The organism is Streptomyces sp. NPDC101237, from assembly GCF_044767465.1.
Lineage (GTDB): Bacteria > Actinomycetota > Actinomycetes > Streptomycetales > Streptomycetaceae > Streptomyces > Streptomyces gramineus.
On the sequence record NZ_JBIWNY010000038.1, the window covers coordinates 32229 to 50594 of the forward strand.

Below are 18366 nucleotides of genomic sequence, written 5' to 3' on the forward strand. Positions count from 1 at the left end.
AACCCGATGGTGCGAGACGATGTTCCCGCAGGCCAGGCAGTTACCCCTTCCGCCAGTACGCCGATGGCGAACGCGAGGCGGCCCCGCCAGCGTGTCGCCCCCCTCCCACTAGGGATGTCTTACCCGCCCGGACCGACAGTCCATGCCGTATGCCCCTGGTCCCTCCGCTACGGGCGAACAGCCTTGCGTCCCTCCGGACCCCCGCGGCCCCTCGATTCCGGAACTCTGCGCATCCGTGGGCGCACACAGCGTAACTCGGACGGGTCCGCGGCGGTTGCGCCGGGCATGGCTGGCACGGTTCCCCTGGCCGCTTCCACGGTCCCTCACCCCTGTCGTCCGCTCGGTTCCGGTGCCGGTGGCACCGCAGGACCGGACGGGCCCGCGGCCCGGCTCCGGCACTGGTACGAGAACGATCTGGGCTGGGCGACCGTGCCCGGGGCGCCCGGAGAACCGTTGCGTCTGGTCACGGGCGTGCGTTTCGACGTGCTCGACGTGCCGGCGGCGGCGGGCGCGAAGGCGCTCAGGCATCTGGTGCCGGGCTCTCCGGTGGCGCTCCGGGGCGACCGGATGCGGCTGCTGGTGGCCGCGGGAAGCGCGCAGGAGCTGCCGGGACTGCTGGACTGGCTGGAGTGGGGCGCACTGGACCTGGACCTGCGGGCGCTGGGGGCGCAGGGCCGGATGACCGCTCCGGCACGGCCCGAGCCGGTCCCCGCCGGGGTCCGCGCCGTGGCCGAGGCCGCCGAGGCCGTCACCGAGGGCCAGGCCGGTTCATGGGAAGCCGTGCAGGGGGCCGCCGTGTGGCTGCGGCCCCCCGAGCCCGGGCGCGAGGTCGAGGCCTCGCTTCCGAGCATGCCGACGCTGTCGGCGAGGTCGGCCATGGGGGACGCGCATCGCGTCCCCGATCTCGTACGACTGGTGGACACGATGGCCACCGAGTGCCACCGGGTCCGGTTGCTGCGCGCGAGCCACGGACCTGCCGACGATCAGGCGTTGGCGTCCTCGTAGGCCTGGCGGATCGTCGCGGGGACACGGCCGCGGTCGTTGACCTCGTAGCCGTTCTCCTTGGCCCACGCGCGGATCTGCGCGGTGTCCTGGCTGCCGCCGGTCGCCGCGCGGGCCTTTCCACGTCCGCCCGACGCACGGCCACCGGTACGACGACCGCCCTTGACGTAGGGGTCGAGAAGGCCGCGCAGCTTGTCCGCATTGGCAGTCGTGAGATCGATCTCGTACGTCTTGCCGTCCAGCGCGAACGTCACGGTCTCGTCCGCCTCGCCGCCGTCGAGGTCGTCGACAAGAAGGACCTGAACCTTCTGTGCCACCGGATTTCCTTTCATCGATAACTTCAGGGCCGCGGGTGTGCGGCGCCCGCCGTTTCGCCGCCCCCTGTTATATGCAGTACTGCACTACGTCCGAAAGCAAACCGCTTTTGCGGGAAAAACACAAACCCCTGGGAGAGACCGAGGGGCCCGCTCCCACGCGGAAACATGCGCGTTTCGGACATAGGGCACCGGGGCACGGCGATGCATCCGGAATAGGGGCCGATCTCCCGGCCAACTCGGCGGCGAAGCCTCTTGTCCGCCGCGATCCCTCCGGGCGATCACAGATGCAGAAGCATCCGGCTGTTGCCCAAGGTGTTCGGTTTCACCCGTTCGAGTCCGAGGAACTCCGCGACGCCCTCGTCATAGGAGCGCAACAGCTCCGCGTAGACATCGGTGTCCACGGGCGTCTCGCCGATCTCCACGAAGCCGTGCTTGCCGAAGAACTCGACTTCGAAGGTCAGACAGAAAACGCGGCGAACACCGAGCCAACGCGCGGTCTCCAGCAACTTCTCCAGCAACTGATGACCGACGCCGGCGCCCTTGAGGCCCGGCTTCACCGCGAGAGTGCGCACTTCGGCGAGGTCTTCCCACATGACGTGCAGCGCGCCGCAGCCGACCACCTCGGCGTTGTCGTCGCGTTCGGCGACCCAGAACTCCTGGATGTCCTCGTAAAGCATCACCGTGGCTTTGTCGAGGAGGATGCGGCCGCGGACGTAGGCGTCAAGGAGTCGGCGCACCGCCGGGACATCGGCGGTGCGGGCCCGCCTGACGGTGATGGCTTTTGCGGTGACTTCGGGGCGCATCGCTGACATGAGCGGACGCTATCGCCCGCCGTGGTCCGCCATGGAGCCGGGGTTCTCCTCCTGCGGGGCTTCCCGGGCTTCGCGTTCTTCCTGCGGTTGCGGTCTATCGGGGCCCTGCACGATCCGTACGGCGTCCCGCAGGGACTGGCGCTGTTCCTCGCTCATCATCCCGAAGAAGGCGACGAGAGCGGCGGCCGGGTTGTCACTGTGGGACCACGCGTCGTTCATGAGGGCGGCGGCGTAGGCGGCCCGTGTGGAGACGGCCTCATATCGATAGGCGCGGCCTTCGGCCTCCCGCCGCACCCAGCCCTTCTGATGGAGATTGTCCAAAACGGTCATCACCGTGGTGTACGCGATGGACCGTTCCTGCTGGAGGTCTTCCAGGACTTCTCGAACGGTCACCGGGCGGTTCCACTTCCACACCCGCGTCATGACCGTGTCTTCGAGTTCTCCCAATGGGCGAGGCACAACTCAGAACAATAGTGGGAGATGCGGCCAATGGCGTACCGGACGGGCACTTTTGGTGACAAAGCCGATCAAAAAGGGCGTACGGCGCGGGGTGCGGCCGTGGTCGCGGGGCGCGTCGTCCGCCGGACAGGTGCGGTGTGCGGTCAGGCCTCGCGGCCCGGAGCGGGGACCGCCGGGCCGCTCTCTCCGCGCGCCGCGCGCGCGAGGGCGGCGTCCACGGCGGCGTCCTCCTTGGCCTTGGCGGCGCCGCCCTGCGTCTTCACGATCACCCGGACCAGGCCGGCGAAGAAGACGGCCATGACGACCGGGGGCAGGAGCGCGGAGACGTATTCCATGCGTCCAGGGTAGCCACGACGGACCGGGCGAAAGGTGCGGGGTGGGCCGGGCGCGCCGCGCGCGGCGCGAACTGCTGTTTCTCCCGCCGCCGCACCGCCGCCCCACCGGTGGCCGCGCCGGGCGTCCGCCCGGGTCAGCCGACGGCGAGCTGCTGCGCGGGCGGGGTGGGCCTGCGGCGGGGGAAGACCTCGCCCGGGGTCGGGATGGGCCGCTTCGGCGCCGCGGGCCCGGGGCCGGCGGGCTGCGGGGCGGGCCGGTCGGCGGGCCGGTCGGCGGGCTTCTTCTCCGGCTCCTCGGACGCACCGCCCGGCAGGGCCGTCAGGCGGGTCCTGCACGCCGGAACGGCCGGTGCGGGCACCGTGCGGGCTCCCTGCGCGAGCCGGGCCCGCACGTCACGCTCGGCGAGGTCCTGGCAGCGCTCCAGCAGCGCGGCGGCTCCGGGGTTCCCGCGCAGCGCCCGCAGTGCGGCGAGGTCGTCCGGCGTGGGCCGGTGACCGGCCGCCAGCGCCTCCTCCAGGAGGGTGAGATATCCGGCGACGGCCCCGGGCAGCGCCGCTCGGTAGCGGACCAGGTCGGCCACCAGGAAGGCCCGCAGCCGGGCCCCCTCACGCATCGCCTCGTCGAAGGACTCGGCGAGCCGATGACAGTCCTTGATGTCGTCGGCGGAGGCGGGACCGGGGTGAAGGGCGAGGGCGAGGGCACGGCGGAGCACACGCAGCTCCTCCGCACCGAACGCCATGCCGCCGCGGGATCCGTAGGGCGTGGGCATGGACCGAAGATACGCGTAAATCAGACAAACTCGACATAGGGGGCATGGTGTGGCGCAGCGGGGCCACTCGCCTGGCCGCCGCGTGCCACGCGCACCCCCGCCGCCTCACATCCGCGACATGTTCCGCTCGTACACCAGCCGCAGCCCCACCAGCGTCAGCCACGGCTCGTGCTCGTCGATCACCGAGGACTCCCCCAGCACCATCGGCGCCAGGCCGCCCGTGGCGATCACCGTCACGTCGTCCGGGTCCTCCGCCAGCTCCCGCGCCATCCGGCCGACCACTCCGTCGACCTGGCCGGCGAAGCCGTACACGATGCCCGCCTGCATGGCCTCCACCGTGTTCTTGCCGATCACGCTGCGCGGCCGGGCCACCTCGATCTTCCGCAGCTGGGCGCCCTTGACCCCGAGCGCCTCCACGGAGATCTCGATACCGGGGGCGATCACCCCGCCGACGTACTCCCCGCGCGCGGACACCGCGTCGAAGGTGGTGGCCGTACCGAAGTCGACGACGATCGCGGGACCGCCGTACAGCTCGACGGCGGCGACCGCGTTGATGATCCGGTCCGCGCCGACCTCCTTGGGGTTGTCGGTGAGGATCGGCACCCCGGTCTTCACCCCCGGCTCCACCAGCACCGCCGGCACGTCGCCGTAGTAGCGGCGGGTGACCTCGCGCAGCTCGTGCAGCACGGACGGCACAGTCGCGCAGATGGCGATGCCGTCGATGCCGTCGCCCAGCTCGTCGCCGAGCAGCGGGTGCATGCCCATCAGGCCCTGGAGCAGCACCGCCAGCTCGTCGGCGGTACGCCGCGCGTCCGTGGAGATGCGCCAGTGCTCGACGATGTCCTCGCCGTCGAAGAGCCCGAGGACGGTGTGCGTGTTGCCGACGTCGATCGTGAGGAGCATGAGGTCACTCCGCCGCGCGCAGATCCAGGCCGATGTCCAGGACCGGCGAGGAGTGGGTGAGGGCGCCGACGGCCAGGAAGTCCACGCCGGTGTCGGCGTACGCCCGCGCGTTGTCCAGGGTGAGCCGCCCGGACGCCTCCAGGAGCGCGCGCCCGCCGACGATCGCGACGGCCTCCTCGCACTCGCCCGGCGTGAAGTTGTCCAGCAGGATCAGGTCGGCGCCCGCGTCGACGACCTCACGGAGCTGGTGGAGGGTGTCGACCTCGACCTCGATCGCCAGCTCCGGGAATGCCTCCCGGACGGCCTTGAAGGCCGGTCCGACGCCGCCGGCGGCGACCACGTGGTTGTCCTTGACCAGGGCCGCGTCGGACAGCGACATCCGGTGGTTGACGCCACCGCCGGAGCGCACCGCGAACTTCTCCAGGGAGCGCAGCCCCGGGGTGGTCTTGCGGGTGTCGCGCACGCGCGTCCCGGTGCCCTCCAGCGCGTCCGCCCACGCGCGCGTGGCGGTCGCGATGCCGGAGAGGCGGCACAGCACGTTCAGGGCGCTGCGCTCGGCGGTGAGCAGGTCGCGGGTGCGGGTGGTGATCGACAGCAGCGGCTGCCCGGCCTCGACCCGGTCGCCGTCCTCGACGTGCCGCTCGACCTCGAACTCGTCCGTGCAGACCACGGAGACCACGGCCTCGGCGACCCGGAGGCCCGCGACGACGCCCGCCTCGCGCGCGACGAAGTCGCCGGTCGCCACGGCCTCCTCGGGGATGGTCGCGACGGTCGTCACGTCCACGCCGTTGTCCAGGTCCTCCTGGATGGCCACGTTGGCGATGTCCTCGACCTCGACGGGGTCGAGTCCGGCGGCGGCGAGCAGTTCGGCGAGCGCGGGGTCGAGGCCGCACTCCAGGTACTCCTCGTCGCCCCCGGCGCCACAGGCACAGCCGTCGCCGCAGCCGCCGCCGTCGGCGAGGGGAAGGTCGTTGGTGCTCACGTCTGTCACTGCTCCTGGGATGGCTGGTGCGGCCGGGTAGGGGGGAAGTCTGCGGTCTCGGTGGTCTGGACGGCCAGCGAGCGGTCGGGATTCAGCCGGACGACGATGTGGCGGCGCCACACGCTGTCGTCACGGTCGGCGTGGTCCAGGCGCCAGTGGCAGCCGCGGGTCTCCTGGCGGCGCAGGGCCGCCTCGACGAGCGCCCGCGCGACGCACAGGAGGTTGGTGGCCTCCCAGGTGTCGACGCCGGGTTCGGCGGTCTTGCCATTCTCGTCCAGGGCGTCGCGGGCGTCCCGGTGCAGGCGCTGGAGCTGCTCGGCGGCCCTGGTCAGGGACTCGTCGGAGCGCAGCACGCCGGCGCCCTCGGTCATGATCCGCTGGATCGCGAACCGCGCCTCGGCGGCCTGCAGCGGGTGCGCGGGCCTGCCGGGGTGCGGGACCTGGACGGGCACGCGCGCGTGCAGACGGTACTCCGCGTGCCGGGTGGTGACATCGGCGGCGATGCGCTCGGCGTAGACCAGGCCTTCGAGGAGGGAGTTGGAGGCGAGCCGGTTCGCGCCGTGCACGCCGGTGCAGGCGACCTCGCCGCACGCGTAGAGCCCGGGCACCGTCGTGCGCCCCTGCGCGTCGGTGCGCACGCCCCCGGAGGCGTAGTGCGCGGCCGGCGCGATCGGGATGGGCTCGGTGACCGGGTCGATGCCGTGCGCCCGGCAGGCGGCCAGGATCGTGGGGAAGCGGTGCTCCCACATGGCGGCGCCGAAGTGCCGGGCGTCCAGGAACATGTGCTCGGCGTCCTGCTCCTGCATGCGCCGCATGATGCCCTTGGCGACGATGTCCCGCGGGGCCAGCTCGGCCAGCTCGTGCTGCCCCACCATGAAGCGCACGCCGTCCGCGTCGACCAGGTGCGCGCCCTCCCCGCGCACCGCCTCGGAGACCAGCGGCTGCTGGCCCTCCGCGTCGGCGCCGAGGAACAGCACGGTCGGGTGGAACTGGACGAATTCGAGGTCGGAGACCTCCGCGCCGGCCCGCAGAGCGAGCGCCACGCCGTCCCCGGTGGACACCGACGGGTTGGTGGTCGCGGAGAAGACCTGGCCCATGCCGCCGGTGGCGAGGACGACCGCGGGGGCGTGCACGGCGCCCACCCCGTCGTGCTGGCCCTCGCCCATCACGTGCAGGGTCACGCCCGCCGTGCGGCCTTCGGCGTCGGTCAGCAGGTCCAGGACCAGCGCGTTCTCGATCATCCGGACGCCGCGCGCGAGGGCGGCCTCCACCAGGGCACGGGAGATCTCCGCTCCGGTGGCGTCCCCGCCCGCGTGCGCGATCCGGCGCCGGTGGTGGCCGCCCTCGCGGGTGAGGTCGATGTCGCCGTCCGGCCCGGTGTCGAAGTGCGCCCCGGTCGAGATCAGCCGCCGTACCGCGCCGGGGCCCTCGGTGACGAGGATCCGTACGGCCTCCTCGTCGCACATGCCCGCGCCCGCGACCAGGGTGTCGTCCAGGTGCTGTTCGGGGGTGTCGCCGTCGCCGAGGGCGGCCGCGACGCCGCCCTGGGCCCAGCGGGTGGAGCCGTCGTCCAGGTGCGCCTTGGTGACGACGACGGTGGTCAGTCCGGCGGCCTCGCAGCGCAGGGCGGCGGTCAGGCCGGCGACGCCGGACCCGACGACCACCACGTCCGCGTCGATGGACCATCCGGGGGCGGGTGCGTGCAGTCGTATGCCTGTGCTGGTCACGAGGCGGCTCCGGGAGCGGCGAAGGTGAGCGGGATGTTGTCGATCAGCCGGGTCGTGCCGACCCGGGCGGCGACGGCGAGGACGGCCTCTCCGGTGAAGTCGTCGTCGATCTCGGTGAAGTCGGAGGGGTCGACCAGGGCGAGGTAGTCGAGCTTGAGCGGCGGGTCGAAGTGCACGCCCTCGTCCAGGACGGCCCGTGCGGCGGCGCGGACGGCCGCGGCGGCGTTCGGCACGGCCTTGGCGACGGCGTGCGCGTCGGCGGCCGCGCGGGACTCCCCTATGGCGCTGAGCGCCTCGGCACGCGCCCGCGTGGACGGCACCTCGCGCGCCCGCGCCCGCAGCGCCTCCTGCGCCGCGTGCCGGTCACGCCCCGCGAACAGCGCGCGCGACAGCGTGAGCGCCGTGCGCCGCTCGTCGGCCGACAGGTAGCGGTTGCGGCTGGACAGCGCGAGTCCGTCGGCCTCGCGCACCGTCGGTACGCCGACGATCTCGATGCCGAAGTTCAGGTCCCGCACCATGCGCCGGATCACGGCCAGCTGCTGGGCGTCCTTCTGGCCGAAGAGGGCGGCGTCGGGCCGGGTGAGGTGGAGCAGCTTGGCGACGACGGTGAGGACGCCGTCGAAGTGCCCGGGCCGCGAGGCACCCTCCAGGAGAGTGCCCATCGGACCCGCGGTGACCCGGACCTGGGGCTGCCCGCCCGGGTAGACCTCCTCGGCCGACGGCGCGAACACGGCGTCCGCGCCCGCCTGCTCGGCGATCTTCAGGTCGGCTTCCAGGGTGCGCGGGTACCGGTCGAGGTCCTCGCCCGCCCCGAACTGCAGCGGGTTCACGAAGACCGTGACGACGACCTCGCCGTCCGGGCCCGCGATCTCGCGGGCGCCGCGGATCAGCGTGGCGTGGCCCTCGTGCAGGGCGCCCATGGTCATCACGACGGCGCGGCGGCCGTGCCGCACGCGCGCGTGCAGTTCGGCGGCGGTGCGCAGCAGTGCGGTGCTCATCGGGTGGTCCCCTCGGTGCCGTGGGTGCCGTTCGTGCCGCGGGCCAGGACACCGAGGAGGTCCTCGGCGAGTTCCGGCTTCAGCAGCCCCTGGGCGAGCGCCCGGTCGGCGGTGGCGCGGGCCATCGCCAGGTAGCCGTCGACCGCCTGCGGTGCGTGCCGGCGCAGCTCCGTGACGTGTGCGGCGACGGTGCCCGCGTCCCCGCGCGCGACCGGGCCGGTCAGCGCCGCGTCGCCGGAGCGCAGGGCGTTGTCCAGGGCGGCGCCGAGCAGCGGGCCGAGCATCCGGTCCGGGGCCTCGACACCGGCCGTGCGCAGCAGCTCCATGGACTGGGCGACCAGGGTGACCAGGTGGTTGGCGCCCAGGGCGAGGGCCGCGTGGTAGAGCGGGCGGTTCTCCTCCAGGATCCACTCCGGCTCGCCGCCCATCTCGATGACGAGCGCCTCGGCGGCCAGCCGCAGTTCCTCGGGCGCGGTCACGCCGAACGAGCAGCCCGCGAGCCGCTGCACGTCCACCGGCGTCCCGGTGAAGGTCATCGCCGGGTGCAGGGCCAGCGGCAGCGCGCCCGCGCGCAGGGCCGGGTCCAGGACCTGGGTGCCGTACCGGCCGGAGGTGTGCACGAGCAGCTGGCCCGGCCGTACCGCGCCGGTCTCGGCGAGGCCGGCCACCAGACCGGGCAGGGCGTCGTCGGGAACGGTCAGGAGCACCAGGTCGGCGCGCTGGAGGACGTCGGCGGGGGCCGTCAGCGGAACGTCGGGCAGCATCGCCTCGGCGCGCCGCCGAGAGGCGTCGGACACCCCGGAAACGGCCACCGGGCGGTGCCCGGCGAGCTGCAGGGAGGCCGCGAGCGCGGGGCCCACCCGGCCGGCGCCGACGACGCCGACGGTGAGCCGCGCGGGGCGGTCACTGAGGTCTGGCTGTTGGACTGTACTCACGCGACGGTGGCCTTCCCGTTCCAGTCCGCTCTGGGTACCGGACGATTTCTCGTCATGTTAACGCTATCGGGTTCGGGCCCAGTTGGCTGTCCACAGGCTGTGGGTGACCGGTCACACGGCCCGTCACACGGCCCGGTGCGGAAAATGCCGGTGCCGCGCGCCCCTGCCGCACGGCATCATCCACGGCATGAGCGATACGGCGACGACGCCACAGGACGAGCGACCGGACGGATCCCGGTCGGCGGAGCAGCGGATGCGGGAGCGGCGCGCGGCCGCCTACCGGAAGGCGGACCGCGTCCTCGCGCGCGAGGGCCCGCGCGCCTCCCTGCGCGAACGTCTCGCGCTGCTCGAAGCGGCACCCGACGTGTACGACCTGGACGAACCGGCCGACGTCTACGGCAACGGAGTCGTCGCGGCGCTGGAGGAACGGGTCGCGGCCCTGCTGGGCACCGAGGCCGCCGCGTTCTTCCCGACCGGGACGATGGCCCAGCAGGTGGCGCTGCGCTGCTGGGCGGCCCGTACCGGCGACCGGACGGTGGCCCTGCACGCCCTCGCCCATCCCGAGGTCCACGAACGCAACGCGTTCCGCGAGGTGGCCGGCCTGCGCACGGTCCGCGTCACGGGCGAGCCCCGGCTGCCCACCGCCCAGGAGATACGCGACTTCGAGGAACCCTTCGGGGCGCTCATGCTGGAGCTGCCGCTCCGCGAAGCCGGGTTCGTGCTGCCCACCTGGGAGGAGCTCACGGAGGTCGTGGCGGCCGCCCGGGAGCGCGACGCGGTGGTGCACTTCGACGGAGCCCGCCTGTGGGAGTGCACCGACCGCCTCGGACGGCCCCTGCACGAGATCGCGGACCTCGCGGACAGCGTCTACGTGTCGTTCTACAAGTCCCTCGGCGGCATCGGCGGCGCCGCGCTGGCCGGCCCGAAGTCGCTGGTTCAGGAGGCGAAGACCTGGCGTCACCGCTACGGCGGCATGATCTTCCAGCAGTTCCCGACGGCGCTCGCGGCGCTGATCGGCCTGGAGCGCGAACTGCCCCGCCTGCCGGAGTACGTCCGGCACGCGCGCGTGGTCGCCGAGGCCCTGCGCGAGGGGTTCGCCGAGGCGGGACTCGCCTGGACGCGCGTCCACCCCGAGGAGCCGCACACCCACCAGTTCCAGGTCTGGCTGCCCTACGAGGCCGACGTGCTGATGGAGGCGGCGCTACGGCAGGCCGAGGAGACCGGCACCTATCTGCTGGCCGGCTTCTGGGAGCCGAAGGGCCCGGCCCTGTCCATGACCGAGGTGACGGTCGCCGAGGCCGGTCTCGCCTGGACGGCGGAGGAGGTACGGGCGGCGGTCGCCGACTTCGCGGCCCGGCTGCCGTCGGCGGCCCGCTGAAAGAACCGGTCGGGGGCGCGGGGCCGGGGCTCACGCGAGCGGCCTCGCGCACCCGGCACCTCGCCTCCTCGCCTCACCCCCGGCACCTCCCCTAGCCCCGGCACACCTCGCCTCGCCCCGGCGGCTCCGTGCCGCCCCCTGGGAGGCGCGCGTCCGGCGCAGCACGGCGGCGCGCAGGCGCCCGCGCGTCGGGCGCCCCGCGAGAACCGCACGGAACCTCCGGTGGTCGCGCACCGCGCGGGCCACGCGCACGTCATGGGTGCCGGGCGCGGGCGGCGCGGGCTCTCCGTGCCGCCGGGCCCGGCAGGTGTCGAGGAAGTGCTGCTGGACGATGCTCATGCGCCCCAGCCTGCGCTCCCGCGGCACCGCCGCCGCCCCGATTGACGGCGCCCGTCAATCGGGAGAGGCGTTGTCGGTGGCGGGGTGCACGATGGGCACATGAGCGTGCGGATCGACATCGCGGGGCTCCGGCCGGAGCGGGTCGCCGTCGTGCCCTCGCCCCTGGCCGAGCTCGGCATGGCGCTGCACGCGCTGTCGGAGCCGGGGCATCACCCGGGCCTGCAGGCCTGGGTCACCGGGGTGACCGCGCGGATGGAGCCGCACCTGGCCGACCGCATGTGCGAGGCCGACTTCCTGTGGCGGACGACGTTCTCCGACCTGTTCCTGCCGTACGCGGCCGTGCCCGGCGCCGTCCCGGACGGCACGCTGGCCGGGGAGCTGGGCCAGCTCGACAAGCTGACGGACGAGCAGTTCGTCGACGCGGCCCTGGAGTTCACCTGTGTGCTCTCCTACGACACGCGGGCACCGGCGCTGCTGTCGGACCCGCTGGCGCGCCGCCGGGCGCTGGAGGTGGCCGCCTCGCGCGGGCCGCAGCAGGTCCGGTTCGCCCAGCGCCTGCTCGACGATCCGCCGAGCGTGCGGGCGTGGCTGCGCCGCTTCCTGGAGGACTGCGCCGAGGCGTTCTACGACGAGGCCTGGTCGCGGCTGCGCCACCAGCTGGCGGCCGACGCCCGGCACAAGACGGAGCTGCTGCGCCGCAAGGGGCTCGCCGGGGCGCTGGCCGCGGTCTCGCCGGTCGTGACGCTCGACGAGGCCGGTGAGCGGATCACCGTGGACAAGCTCACCGACGGCCACGCCGTGGTCGACGCGGACGGCCTGCTGCTGGTGCCCACCAGCCTGGGCCGGCCGCACCTGATGGTCCTGCACCGCCACGGCTGGCGGCCGGTGCTGCACTACCCGGTCGGCTCGCCGGAGCTGGCCGCCCCGGCGTCGGTGGAGGCGCTGACGCTGCGGATGGCGGCGCTGTCCCATCCCGTGCGGATGCGGCTGTGCCGGTACCTGGCGCGCAGCGCGTACACCACCAGCGAGCTGGCCCAGGTGCACGGTCTGTCGGCGCCCGAGGTCTCCCGGCACCTGGGCGTCCTGAAGAAGGCGGGCCTGGTCACCACGCGCCGCCGCGGCCGGTACGTCCTGCAGCAGCTGGACGTCACGGTCGTGGCCCGCCTCGGCAGCGACTTCCTGGAGGGGATACTGCGCTGACCGCGCGGGCCGGACGCCCGGCGCGCGAGCGCGAGCGCGGGGTCAGCCGTGGCCGCCGCCCGCGCGGACCAGGCCGGTCTCATAGGCGAGCACCACCACCTGGACGCGGTCGCGCAGGCCGAGCTTGGTCAGGATGCGGCCGACGTGGGTCTTCACGGTCGCCTCGGAGAGCACCAGGCGGGCGGCGATCTCACCGTTCGACAGGCCCTGCGCCACGAGCACCATGACCTCGCGCTCGCGGTCGGTGAGCCGGCTCAGCTCCTGGTGCCGGGGCTCCTTGCCGGCCGAGGGCAGCATCGGCGCGAAGCGGTCGAGCAGCCGCCGGGTGGTGGAGGGCGCGACGACGGCGTCGCCGCTGTGCACGGAGCGGATCGCGGCCAGCAGCTCGCCGGGCGGGACGTCCTTGAGCATGAAGCCGGAGGCGCCCGCCTTCAGTCCCGAGAAGGCGTATTCGTCGAGGTCGAAGGTGGTCAGGATGAGCACCTTGGGCGGGTCGGGCTCCGAGCAGATGCGGCGGGTGGTCTCCACCCCGTCCAGCTTGGGCATGCGCACGTCCATCAGGACGACGTCCACCTCGCTGGACCTCAGCACCTGGAGGGCCTCGACGCCGTCGCCCGCCTCCGCGACGACCTCCATGTCCGGCTGGGCCGCGAGCACCATCCGGAACCCGGTGCGCAGCAGCACCTGGTCGTCGACGAGCATCACGCGGATCGTCATCGGGTCCTCTTCCGTTTCCGTTCGGCGGCTTGCCGCCGGGGTTGCCCCGGGGCGTGACAGGTGTCAACCGGGGGCGTGCGTCTGTGTCAATGCGCCGGTTTGAGCGGCAGCAGAGCACTGATGCGGAATCCTCCGCCGGGACGGGGCCCCGCGTCGAGCGTGCCGCCGACCATACCGACCCGCTCGCGCATGCCGATCAGGCCGTGCCCCTGCCCGTCGGCGCCGCCCTCCTCGTACATCTCGTGCGGGGCGCCCTTGCCGTCGTCCTCCACCAGCAGGCCGAGTCCGTCGTCGAAGTAGACCAGCCGCACGCTGGCGCCCGTGTTGGGCCCGCCGTGCTTGCGGGTGTTGGTGAGCGCCTCCTGCACGATCCGGTACGCCGTCAGCTCGACGCCGCTGGGCAGCGGGCGCGGGGTGCCCTCGACCTTGAAGTCGACGGGCAGGCCGGAGCTGCGGCACTGCTCGATGAGCTCGTCGATCTGCTCGACGTCGGGCTGCGGAACGTACTCGCCGACCTCCTTGTGCTCGCCCGTGCGCAGCACGCCCAGCAGGCGGCGCATCTCGGCGAGGGCCTGGCGGCCGGTGGAGGAGATCGTCTCCAGGGCCTTCTTGGCCTGGTCGGGGGCGGCGTCGAGGACGTAGGCGGCGCCGTCGGCCTGGACCACCATCACCGACACGTTGTGCGCGACCACGTCGTGCAGCTCGCGCGCGATGCGGGCCCGCTCGGCGGCCACCGCGACCTTGGACTGCGCCTCGCGCTCCCTCTCCAGCCGGGCCGCGCGCTCCTCCAGCTGTGCGAAGTAGGCGCGGCGGGTGCGCATGGAGTCGCCGAGCACCCAGGCGAGCACGAACGGCACCGCCTGGAACACCACGATGGCCAGGTGGCCGACGAGACTCGTCCGCTCCTGCGGCCACCGGATCTGCGCCAGCGGGGCCGCGCACAGCCCCGCGTACAGGGCGAACCGGGACGACCAGCGCCGGCCGATCGCGGCGACCGTGCAGACGATCACCAGCATGGCGAAGTTGGCGACCGTCGTCTCCACGTCCAGGACCAGCTGGGCCAGGCCGGTCGCGGCGGCCAGCAGCAGCATCCGCTCGGGGAACCGGCGGCGCAGTGCGACCACGACGGCCATGACGGCGGACACGGCCAGCATGGCGGCGGTCGAACCGTGGTGCTGGAGCGCCCCGCGGAGGTTCACCACGCTCACGCAGGAAACCGCGAGCAGGACGACGGCCGAGAAGCTGTCGACCCATGTCGGGTTCCTGCGGAGGAAGTCATAGAGGCGCTGCACGTAACCCAGAGTAGGGAAGTGTGTTAGCTGCAGGGGTCAACCGGAGGGCCGATCCCTGTTCCGCACACGTACTCCGCAAGGTGGAGAAGGTGATCACCTGTGCGCCTAGTCTGGCCCGGTGACGGATGAGGCGACGCGAGAGACGGCGGACGACGCCCGGAGCTGGCGTGCGGCCACCGAGGCGGCCCTGTACGGCCCCGGCGGCTTCTACCGGCGCCCGGAGGGACCGGCCGCCCACTTCCGTACGTCGGTGCACGCGTCGCGGCTGTTCGCCGAGGCCGTGGCCCGGCTGCTGTGCCGGGTCGACGAGGCCCTGGGGCACCCCGGATCGCTGGACTTCGTGGACATGGGCGCCGGCCGCGGCGAACTGGTCGCAGGCGTGCTCGCCGCGCTGCCCGCCGACGTGGCCGCACGCACGCGTGCCTGTGCCGTCGAGGTCGCCGCCCGCCCGCCGGGCCTGCCCGACCGGATCACCTGGCTGAGCGAGCTGCCTCGCACCGTGACCGGCCTGCTCTTCGCCAACGAATGGCTGGACAACGTCCCGGTCGACGTCGCCGAGGTGGACCCGGCCGGTGCGGCCCGCCTCGTGCACGTCCGGCGCGACGGCCTCGAACTGCTCGGCGAGCGCGTCTTCGGCGCGGACGCGGACTGGCTCGCGCGGTGGTGGCCGCTGGGCGCCGAGCCGGGACTGCGCGCGGAGATCGGGCTGCCCCGGGACCGGGCGTGGGCGGAGGCCGTCGCCCGGGTGCGGGAGGGGCTCGCGGTGGCCGTGGACTACGCGCACACCGCGGCCGCGCGCCCGCCGTTCGGCACGCTCACCGGCTTTCGCGCGGGGCGCGCCACGCTGCCCGTCCCGGACGGGTCGTGCGACATCACGGCGCACGTCGCACTGGACGCCTGCGCGGCGCTCGACCCGGCGCACGACCTTCCACCAGCGCTCGTCTGCACACAGCGCGACGCCCTGCGCGCCCTGGGCCTCACCGGCGCGCGCCCCTCGCTCGCGCTCGCCTCGACCCATCCCGCCGCCTACGTGCGCGCCCTGGCGAGCGCCGGTGAGGCCGCCGAGCTGACCGCCGCCGGCGGTCTCGGCGACTTCGGCTGGCTGCTGCAGCCGGTGGGCATCGCCAACCCGCTGACCTGACACCGGCCCGGCGGGCACGCCCGGGCGCCCTACTTGTCGATGTCTCCCACCACGAAGAACATCGACCCGAGGATCGCGACCATGTCCGCCACCAGGGTCCCCGGCAGCAGTTCCGTGAGCGCCTGGATGTTGTTGAACGACGCCGAGCGCAGCTTCAGCCGGTACGGGGTCTTCTCGCCCCTGCTGACGAGGTAGTAGCCGTTGATGCCGAGCGGGTTCTCGGTCCAGGCGTAGGTGTGGCCCTCGGGCGCCTTGAGGACCTTCGGGAGCCGCTGGTTGATCGGTCCCGGCGGCAGCTCGGCGACCCGGTCCAGGCAGGCGTCGGCCAGGTCCAGGGCGACGTGGGTCTGCTCCAGGAGGCATTCGAAACGGGCCAGGCAGTCACCCTCGGACCGGGTGACCACCCGGAGGGTGTCCTGGAGCTCGCCGTAGGCCAGGTAGGGCTCGTCACGGCGCAGGTCGAAGTCGACGTCCGAGGCGCGCGCGATGGGCCCGCTCACGCCGTACGCGTGCACGGCCTCCGGCGCGAGGACGCCGACGCCCCGGGTGCGGCCGCGGAAGATCTCGTTGCCGAGCACCAGGCCGTCGAAGACGTCCATGCGGGAGCGGACGGCACAGACGGCGGCACGCGCGCGTGCGGTCCAGCCGGCCGGCAGGTCCTCCTTGAGGCCGCCGACGCGGTTGAACATGTAGTGCATGCGCCCGCCGGAGACCTCCTCCATGACGTTCTGGAGCACCTCGCGCTCGCGGAACGCGTGGAAGACCGGGGTGATCCCGCCCAGCTCCAGCGGGTAGGAGCCGAGGAACATCAGGTGGTTGAGCACCCGGTTCAGCTCGGCGAGCAGCGTGCGCGTCCACACCGCGCGGACCGGCACCTCCATGCCGAGCATCCGCTCGACGGCGAGGACCACGCCCAGCTCGTTGGAGAAGGCCGACAGCCAGTCGTGGCGGTTGGCGAGCATGATGATCTGCCGGTAGTCGCGCGCCTCGAAGAGCTTCTCCGCACCCCGGTGCATGTAGCCGATCACCGGCTCCGCGGAGACGATCCGCTCGCCGTCCAGCACGAGCTTCAGCCGCAGCACACCGTGCGTGGAGGGGTGCTGCGGGCCGATGTTGAGCACCATGTCGGTGCTCTCCGCGGCGCCGCCGATGCCGACCGTGGTCTCCGTCGTGGGAGTCATGGACCCAGTCTCTCGTACGTACGCTGACCTCATGGAGACGGGGAGCCCGGCCGGTGCCGGGGCGACGGAGACCGAGCCGGTGTGGACGGGGCTGCCGCCCGGCCTGCTGCGGATGCGACGGCTGCTGCTGGTGGTGTGGCTGGGCCTGATCAGCCTCGCGGCGGGCCTGCTGCCGGGCCTGCTCGCGGGCCCGGTGTGGGCGGCCTTCGCGCTGCTGCCGCTGGCCGTGCTGGCCTGGGGCTGGGTGATGGTCGGCCGCAACTGGCGCTCCTGGCGGTACGCCGAGCGCGCCGACGACCTGCTGATCAGCCGCGGTGTGCTGTGGCGCGAGGAGACCGTGGTGCCGTACGGGCGGATGCAGCTGGTGGAGGTGACCTCGGGGCCCGTCGAGCGGTACTTCGGCCTGGCGAGCGTGCAGCTGCACACGGCGGCAGCCGCCACCGACGCGGCGATCCCCGGCCTGGCGCCGGCCGAGGCGGAGCGGCTGCGCGACCGGCTCACCGAACTCGGCGAAGCCCGATCGGCGGGCCTGTGACCGCGCCCGGCGCCGACGGCGCCATACGCCCCGGCAAGGCGGCGGGCGAGCGGAGGCTGCACCCGGTGACGCCGTTCCGGCGGGCCTGGGCGCCGGTCGCGGTGCTCACCGGCTGGGCGGTGCACGACCCGAACCAGGCCCAGGAACAGCTGACGAAGCTGACCACGACCATGCTCCTGGCCGGACTCGCCGTCCTGGTCACCGCGGGCGCCCTGTACGGCTTCCTGTCCTGGTGGTTCACCTACTTCGCGGTCACCGACAGCGAACTGCGCATACGCACCGGCCTGTTCTTCCGGCGCACCGCGCACATCCGGCTGGAGCGGATCCAGGCCGTCGACGTGACCCAGCCGCTGCTCGCGCGCGTGGCGGGGGTCGCCAAGCTGCGCATCGACGTCGTCGGCACCGACAAGAAGGACGAGCTGGCCTTCCTGGGGCAGGGCGAGGCGCGAGCGCTGCGCGCGGAACTGCTGGCCCGCGCCGCCGGCTTCGCACCGGAGACGGCACGGGAGGTCGGCGAGGCTCCGGCCCAGGAGCTGATGCGCGTGCCCGCGGGCAAGCTCGCGCTCTCCCTCGTGCTGACGGGCGCCACCTGGGGCTCCCTGGCCGCGGCCCTGGTCGTACCGCCGGTGCTGTGGCTGGCCACCCACAGCGTGTGGACGGTCCTCGCCACCGCCCTGCCGCTGCTCGGCGCGGCGGCCACGACCAGCGTGGGCCGGTTCGTCGGGGAGTACGACTGGACGGTCGGGGAGTCGCCGGACGGGCTGCGCATCGACCACGGGCTGCTCGACCGCACCCACGAGACGGTGCCGCCCGGGCGGGTGCAGACCGTGCGGATCGTGGAGCCGCTGCTGTGGCGGCCGCTGCGCTGGGTGCGGGTGGAACTGGACGTGGCCGGGTCCTCGAACTCGGTGCTGGTGCCGGTCGCGCCGCGCGCGGTCGCCGAGTCCGTCCTCACGCGCGTGCTGCCCGGTGTGACGGTGCCGGGCGAGCTGCCGCGGCCGCCGCGGCGGGGCCGCTGGTGCGTGCCGCTGTGGTGGCGCGGATACGGGCTCGCGGTCACGGAGACGGTGTTCGCGGCCCGGCACGGGCTGCTGCGCCGGCGTCTGGCGCTGGTCCCGCACGCCAAGGTCCAGAGCGTACGGCTGACGCAGGGGCCCTGGAAGCGGCTGTGGCGGCTCGCGGACGTCCATGTGGACACGGGGGCCGACAAGACCGTGACGGCCCGTCTGCGGGACGCGGAGGCGGCCGCGGCGCTGCTGCGGGAGCAGGCCGAACGGTCCCGGACGGGCCGCGGGTCGGCGCGCCCGGACCGCTGGATGGCCTGAGCGCCGTGGTGCTCGCGG

General features: G+C 73.6%; 19 protein-coding genes. 6 read left to right on the forward strand and 13 right to left on the reverse strand.

Features of this window, described 5'->3' with window-relative positions; translation table 11 throughout:
• Positions 1-285 precede the first annotated feature (285 nt).
• Complete coding sequence (locus ACIRQ9_RS36690) at positions 286-1005, forward strand: SCO3374 family protein (RefSeq protein ID WP_404183891.1); 720 nt, start codon at positions 286-288, stop codon at positions 1003-1005.
• Here the strand turns inward: ACIRQ9_RS36690 and ACIRQ9_RS36695 are convergent.
• The 10 genes from ACIRQ9_RS36695 to ACIRQ9_RS36740 all read right to left on the reverse strand — a co-directional run bounded on the left by ACIRQ9_RS36695 (position 984) and on the right by ACIRQ9_RS36740 (position 9240).
• Positions 984-1319, reverse strand: a complete 336-nt coding sequence (locus ACIRQ9_RS36695) for an Lsr2 family protein (protein WP_404183894.1) — start codon at positions 1317-1319, stop codon at positions 984-986. The genes ACIRQ9_RS36690 and ACIRQ9_RS36695 overlap by 22 nt on opposite strands.
• A 278-nt stretch (positions 1320-1597) precedes the next feature.
• Entirely contained in the window at positions 1598-2131 is a 534-nt protein-coding gene (locus tag ACIRQ9_RS36700; RefSeq protein ID WP_351317757.1) for an amino-acid N-acetyltransferase, read from the reverse strand.
• A gap of 9 nt (positions 2132-2140) precedes the next feature.
• Complete coding sequence (locus tag ACIRQ9_RS36705) at positions 2141-2554, reverse strand: BlaI/MecI/CopY family transcriptional regulator (RefSeq protein WP_404183898.1); 414 nt, start codon at positions 2552-2554, stop codon at positions 2141-2143.
• A gap of 179 nt (positions 2555-2733) precedes the next feature.
• Positions 2734-2925 (reverse strand): hypothetical protein, encoded by a 192-nt coding sequence (locus ACIRQ9_RS36710; protein WP_404183901.1) that lies wholly within the window; start codon positions 2923-2925, stop codon positions 2734-2736.
• A gap of 134 nt (positions 2926-3059) precedes the next feature.
• Entirely contained in the window at positions 3060-3665 is a 606-nt protein-coding gene (locus ACIRQ9_RS36715) for a hypothetical protein (RefSeq protein ID WP_404183976.1), read from the reverse strand.
• 135 nt (positions 3666-3800) lie between these two features.
• Entirely contained in the window at positions 3801-4598 is a 798-nt protein-coding gene (locus ACIRQ9_RS36720) for a type III pantothenate kinase (RefSeq protein WP_404183904.1), read from the reverse strand.
• Between the two features lie 4 nt (positions 4599-4602).
• Positions 4603-5580 carry a carboxylating nicotinate-nucleotide diphosphorylase gene (gene nadC / locus ACIRQ9_RS36725; RefSeq protein ID WP_404183907.1) on the reverse strand — a complete coding sequence of 326 codons (978 nt, stop codon included), beginning with the start codon at positions 5578-5580 and terminating at the stop codon, positions 4603-4605.
• Between the two features lie 5 nt (positions 5581-5585).
• Entirely contained in the window at positions 5586-7307 is a 1722-nt protein-coding gene (locus ACIRQ9_RS36730) for an L-aspartate oxidase (protein ID WP_404183910.1), read from the reverse strand.
• A complete protein-coding gene (gene panC, locus ACIRQ9_RS36735) occupies positions 7304-8305 on the reverse strand; it encodes a pantoate--beta-alanine ligase (RefSeq protein ID WP_404183913.1) in 1002 nt (333 codons plus the stop codon). The genes ACIRQ9_RS36730 and panC overlap by 4 nt, the downstream gene beginning before the upstream one ends.
• Positions 8302-9240: a Rossmann-like and DUF2520 domain-containing protein gene (locus ACIRQ9_RS36740; RefSeq protein ID WP_404183916.1), complete on the reverse strand. Its 939-nt coding sequence runs from the start codon at positions 9238-9240 to the stop codon at positions 8302-8304. The genes panC and ACIRQ9_RS36740 overlap by 4 nt, the downstream gene beginning before the upstream one ends.
• Before the next feature lie 187 nt (positions 9241-9427).
• Here ACIRQ9_RS36740 and ACIRQ9_RS36745 point away from each other — a divergent pair, with 187 nt between their 5' ends.
• Both ACIRQ9_RS36745 and ACIRQ9_RS36750 read left to right on the forward strand, forming a co-directional pair.
• Positions 9428-10618 (forward strand): threonine aldolase family protein, encoded by a 1191-nt coding sequence (locus ACIRQ9_RS36745; RefSeq protein ID WP_404183919.1) that lies wholly within the window; start codon positions 9428-9430, stop codon positions 10616-10618.
• A 438-nt stretch (positions 10619-11056) separates the two neighbouring features.
• On the forward strand, positions 11057-12157 hold the full coding sequence (locus tag ACIRQ9_RS36750) for a DUF5937 family protein (RefSeq protein ID WP_404183922.1): 1101 nt from the start codon (positions 11057-11059) through the stop codon (positions 12155-12157).
• 42 nt (positions 12158-12199) lie between these two features.
• Here the strand turns inward: ACIRQ9_RS36750 and ACIRQ9_RS36755 are convergent, their stop codons facing one another.
• Together ACIRQ9_RS36755 and ACIRQ9_RS36760 are read right to left on the reverse strand one after the other, a co-directional pair.
• Positions 12200-12874 (reverse strand): response regulator, encoded by a 675-nt coding sequence (locus tag ACIRQ9_RS36755; protein ID WP_404183925.1) that lies wholly within the window; start codon positions 12872-12874, stop codon positions 12200-12202.
• Between the two features lie 86 nt (positions 12875-12960).
• Positions 12961-14166 (reverse strand): sensor histidine kinase, encoded by a 1206-nt coding sequence (locus tag ACIRQ9_RS36760; RefSeq protein ID WP_404183928.1) that lies wholly within the window; start codon positions 14164-14166, stop codon positions 12961-12963.
• 118 nt (positions 14167-14284) lie between these two features.
• On the opposite strand from ACIRQ9_RS36760, the gene ACIRQ9_RS36765 reads away from it, so the two are divergent.
• The gene (locus tag ACIRQ9_RS36765) at positions 14285-15307 is read left to right on the forward strand and encodes an SAM-dependent methyltransferase (RefSeq protein WP_404183931.1); all 1023 of its coding nucleotides are present in this window, start codon (positions 14285-14287) and stop codon (positions 15305-15307) included.
• Positions 15308-15336: 29 nt separating this feature from the next.
• Here ACIRQ9_RS36765 and ACIRQ9_RS36770 read toward each other — a convergent pair whose 3' ends face one another.
• Entirely contained in the window at positions 15337-16488 is a 1152-nt protein-coding gene (locus tag ACIRQ9_RS36770; protein WP_404183934.1) for an NADH-quinone oxidoreductase subunit D, read from the reverse strand.
• A gap of 31 nt (positions 16489-16519) precedes the next feature.
• Here ACIRQ9_RS36770 and ACIRQ9_RS36775 point away from each other — a divergent pair, with 31 nt between their 5' ends.
• Positions 16520-17023, forward strand: a complete 504-nt coding sequence (locus tag ACIRQ9_RS36775) for a PH domain-containing protein (RefSeq protein ID WP_404183937.1) — start codon at positions 16520-16522, stop codon at positions 17021-17023.
• Positions 17020-18348: a PH domain-containing protein gene (locus tag ACIRQ9_RS36780; RefSeq protein ID WP_404183940.1), complete on the forward strand. Its 1329-nt coding sequence runs from the start codon at positions 17020-17022 to the stop codon at positions 18346-18348. Before ACIRQ9_RS36775 ends, ACIRQ9_RS36780 begins: the two co-directional genes overlap by 4 nt.
• Positions 18349-18366 lie beyond the last annotated feature (18 nt).

Bases quoted from the DNA above. Each gene is read 5' to 3' on its own strand.
- ACIRQ9_RS36710 (WP_404183901.1), bottom strand. From the start codon at position 2,925: ATGGAATACGTCTCCGCGCTCCTGCCCCCGGTCGTCATGGCCGTCTTC.
- ACIRQ9_RS36700 (WP_351317757.1), bottom strand. From the start codon at position 2,131: ATGTCAGCGATGCGCCCCGAAGTCACCGCAAAAGCCATCACCGTCAGG.
- ACIRQ9_RS36745 (WP_404183919.1), top strand. From the start codon at position 9,428: ATGAGCGATACGGCGACGACGCCACAGGACGAGCGACCGGACGGATCC.
- ACIRQ9_RS36720 (WP_404183904.1), bottom strand. From the start codon at position 4,598: ATGCTCCTCACGATCGACGTCGGCAACACGCACACCGTCCTCGGGCTC.
- ACIRQ9_RS36755 (WP_404183925.1), bottom strand. From the start codon at position 12,874: ATGACGATCCGCGTGATGCTCGTCGACGACCAGGTGCTGCTGCGCACC.
- ACIRQ9_RS36750 (WP_404183922.1), top strand. From the start codon at position 11,057: ATGAGCGTGCGGATCGACATCGCGGGGCTCCGGCCGGAGCGGGTCGCC.
- ACIRQ9_RS36705 (WP_404183898.1), bottom strand. From the start codon at position 2,554: ATGACGCGGGTGTGGAAGTGGAACCGCCCGGTGACCGTTCGAGAAGTC.
- ACIRQ9_RS36770 (WP_404183934.1), bottom strand. From the start codon at position 16,488: ATGACTCCCACGACGGAGACCACGGTCGGCATCGGCGGCGCCGCGGAG.
- ACIRQ9_RS36690 (WP_404183891.1), top strand. From the start codon at position 286: ATGGCTGGCACGGTTCCCCTGGCCGCTTCCACGGTCCCTCACCCCTGT.
- ACIRQ9_RS36775 (WP_404183937.1), top strand. From the start codon at position 16,520: ATGGAGACGGGGAGCCCGGCCGGTGCCGGGGCGACGGAGACCGAGCCG.
- panC (WP_404183913.1), bottom strand. From the start codon at position 8,305: ATGAGCACCGCACTGCTGCGCACCGCCGCCGAACTGCACGCGCGCGTG.
- ACIRQ9_RS36715 (WP_404183976.1), bottom strand. From the start codon at position 3,665: ATGGCGTTCGGTGCGGAGGAGCTGCGTGTGCTCCGCCGTGCCCTCGCC.